Genomic DNA, 2,749 nt, shown 5'->3' with positions numbered 1-2,749 from the left:
TACGTTACTATAACACCGAGCGACCTCATCAGGCGCTTGGATATCGACCACCTACGCAATTTGCAGCGTAAAGTGTGCAGAAATCAGGGGGTCATTACAAGGGCCTGGATCCTTACAACTATATCCTGAACAACCCGCTGGCGGGTGTGGACCCGACCGGGTATGAAGCGGCTTGTGATGGTAACACTGGCACCACTTGCGCCAAGCAAGAAATGGCCAAGGACATTCAAGCGAAAGATGTCAAACGGATTCACCTTATTGACAAAGCTGACGGGGCCAATGGTAATCCCCCAATTTTAGCAGTGTCCAAAAGTGGGGTTGTACTGCCATTAGCAGCTTCTGTTTGGGGATAAATTCCGGTCACGTTATTTCGCTTGGCCTGTAAGAGGGTTTGGGACTTTACATCAATCAAGAGTTTTTCGATATCTTGTTATTGCCAGTAAGCCAACGGCAATGGTCATTACCAGTAAGAATAGAAAATCTTGTAACAGGGCATCTAAGGTCGCATTTTTCAGCATGACGCCCCGGACGATTGGCAGAAAATGCGTCAATGGTAAAAGTTGACCGATGAATTGTGCCCACTCAGGCATCCCCTGAAATGGGAACATGAAACCGGATAATAAAATAGAAGGCAAAAAGAAAAAGAAAGTCATTTGCATGGCTTGCATTTGTGTTTTCGCGAGGGTGCTAAAGAGAAAGCCAATCGAGAGGTTCGCCAAAATAAAAATTCCGACGCCAGCGGCAAATAATATTCCATCACCCGTAAATGGGATATGGAAAAGTCTGGTGGCGGCGAACAGGATAATCATCGTTTGGATGATGCCGATCAGAACGTAGGGGATGATTTTTCCGAGCATCACTTCGCTTGGACGCGGTGGTAAGACAAGTAGGTTTTCCATCGTGCCTCGTTCAATCTCCCGAGTGACGGCAATGGACGTAATCAATACCATCGTCATGGTCAGAATTACGCCGAGCAGTCCAGGGACGATGTTGTATTGAGTCACCCCTTCCGGATTAAAGTGTCGATGAATGATCCATTGGAGGGCGGGAGCTTTGGGGCGGAGCGATGTTAAGGGGCCTTTGAAGTATTCTTCCATGACATGGTTCGTGATGCCCGATAATTGCCCCAAAGCGTTGGCGGTTGCTGCAGGATCGGTAGCATCGACTTCAATTGCGAGAGAAACATTTTCACCTCGAATAATATTGCGTGTCAGTCCTTCGGGGATGCGGATGATAAAAGCATACCTGCCCGATACGAGTTCGTCTTCAACGGTTTCTCCATCCACAATCTCTTTCTGGATATTGAAATAACCAGACGCCCTCAGGGCATCTAAAATTCGCAGCGCCAGAGGGGAGCGTTCTTGTACATAGACTGCCGTCGGTAAATGTTTCGGATCCATGTTAATGGCGAATCCAAATAAGATAAGTTGAATGATTGGAATGCCAATCATCATGGCAAATGTCAGTCTGTCGCGCCGCATTTGAATAAATTCTTTTATCAGAACAGCTAAACTGCGACGCCAGTTGAATTTCATCTTTCATTCTCCCGGTGTTCCCGCTGTTGCGAAAGTGCTATGAATGCGGCTTCAAGGGGCGTTTGTGTCCAGCGCCACTGTACGTCTGATTGAAATGTCTGTTGAATGCTGCTGAGCACATGTTCGTCGCAACTGCTGACATGCACTGCACCGTCAAAATAGGCAACATAGGCCACGCCCGGTATCTGTTTTAAGGATTGGATAAGGTGTCGCACCTCTGGTCCGAGGCCTTGCACTGTTTTGAGCCCGGTTTGGTTAATGATTTCGCCCACGGTGCCCTGCGCTAGAATTTTTCCACGAGACATATAAACGATACGATCACAACGTTCCGCTTCATCCATGTAATGCGTTGATACCAGGACGGTGACGCCGTTGTCTGCAAGCTGATGAATTCGTTCCCAGAAGTCGCGCCTTGCTTGAGGATCGACGCCCGCGGTTGGTTCATCTAACAGCATCAGTTTAGGTCGATGCATACTGACCGCAGCGAGTGCAAGACGCTGTTTCCATCCCCCGGACAATGTGCCCGCCAGTTGTTTTTGGCGGTCGTGCAGGCCCATTGATTCCAATGTGTGTGTCACAATCTCATGAACCGGACGTAACTCATAAAGACGTGCGACAAATTCCAAATTTTCTCGAACGGTCATATCTGACCAAAAGGAAAATTGCTGTGTCATGTAACCGATATTCTGCTTGATTTTTTCGGCGTCCTTGACAAGGTCATAGCCCAAACATTGGCCGTAACCGCTTGTGGGCTGGAGCAGGCCGCAGAGCATGCGGATTGTCGTGGTTTTTCCGGAGCCGTTGGGGCCAAGAAAACCCCACACCTGTCCTTTTGGCAATTGTAGACTTAGGTCATCAACCGCCACTTTATTGCCAAATTTCTTGCTCAGATGAGACACATCAATGGCAAATTCACTCATGGCGTGATCTCAACGGGCATGCCCGGTTTTAGTGGGTTTTTAGACTGAATCGGCACAGCGTCCGCAGCAAAAACTAACGAAGCCCTTGTTTGTTCGCTAAAAATAACAGGTGGCGTGTATTCCACTTTGCGGGCGATAAATTGGATCCGTGCAGGAACCGGGGGTGAGCCATCTTGGGTAATTGTCACTTTTTGTCCAATGTGAAAATTGGCCCGCTGCTTTTCTGGAATATAAAACCGAACTTTAATGCGTTTCTCTGATAATAATGCAAGCACAGGCGTTCCCGCGCCAACC

General features: G+C 48.2%; 5 protein-coding genes. 2 read left to right on the top strand and 3 right to left on the bottom strand.

Features of this window, described 5'->3' with window-relative positions:
• Together D6694_08200 and D6694_08195 are read left to right on the top strand one after the other, a co-directional pair.
• On the top strand, positions 1 to 71 hold a 71-nt coding region (locus D6694_08200), incomplete at its 5' end, for a hypothetical protein (protein RMH42246.1).
• A 3-nt stretch (positions 72 to 74) separates the two neighbouring features.
• Positions 75 to 353, top strand: coding sequence for a hypothetical protein (locus tag D6694_08195; protein RMH42244.1), 279 nt, complete (start codon positions 75 to 77; stop codon positions 351 to 353).
• 51 nt (positions 354 to 404) lie between these two features.
• Here D6694_08195 and D6694_08190 read toward each other — a convergent pair whose 3' ends face one another.
• From D6694_08190 to D6694_08180, 3 genes are all read right to left on the bottom strand, one after another.
• A complete protein-coding gene (locus tag D6694_08190) occupies positions 405 to 1,502 on the bottom strand; it encodes an ABC transporter permease (protein ID RMH42245.1) in 1,098 nt (365 codons plus the stop codon).
• 29 nt (positions 1,503 to 1,531) lie between these two features.
• On the bottom strand, positions 1,532 to 2,455 hold the full coding sequence (locus D6694_08185; protein ID RMH42243.1) for an ABC transporter ATP-binding protein: 924 nt from the start codon (positions 2,453 to 2,455) through the stop codon (positions 1,532 to 1,534).
• Positions 2,452 to 2,749: HlyD family secretion protein (locus tag D6694_08180; GenBank protein ID RMH42242.1), on the bottom strand; the 298-nt coding region annotated here is incomplete at its 5' end. The genes D6694_08180 and D6694_08185, both read right to left, overlap by 4 nt.

Source organism: Gammaproteobacteria bacterium, from assembly GCA_003696665.1.
In the GTDB taxonomy this organism is placed as follows: domain Bacteria; phylum Pseudomonadota; class Gammaproteobacteria; order Enterobacterales.
This window is presented reverse-complemented; position numbering and strand designations above follow the sequence as displayed.

What these genes read in the sequence shown, in the direction of transcription:
- D6694_08185 (RMH42243.1), bottom strand. Translation starts at nt 2,455, where the DNA reads ATGAGTGAATTTGCCATTGATGTGTCTCATCTGAGCAAGAAATTTGGC.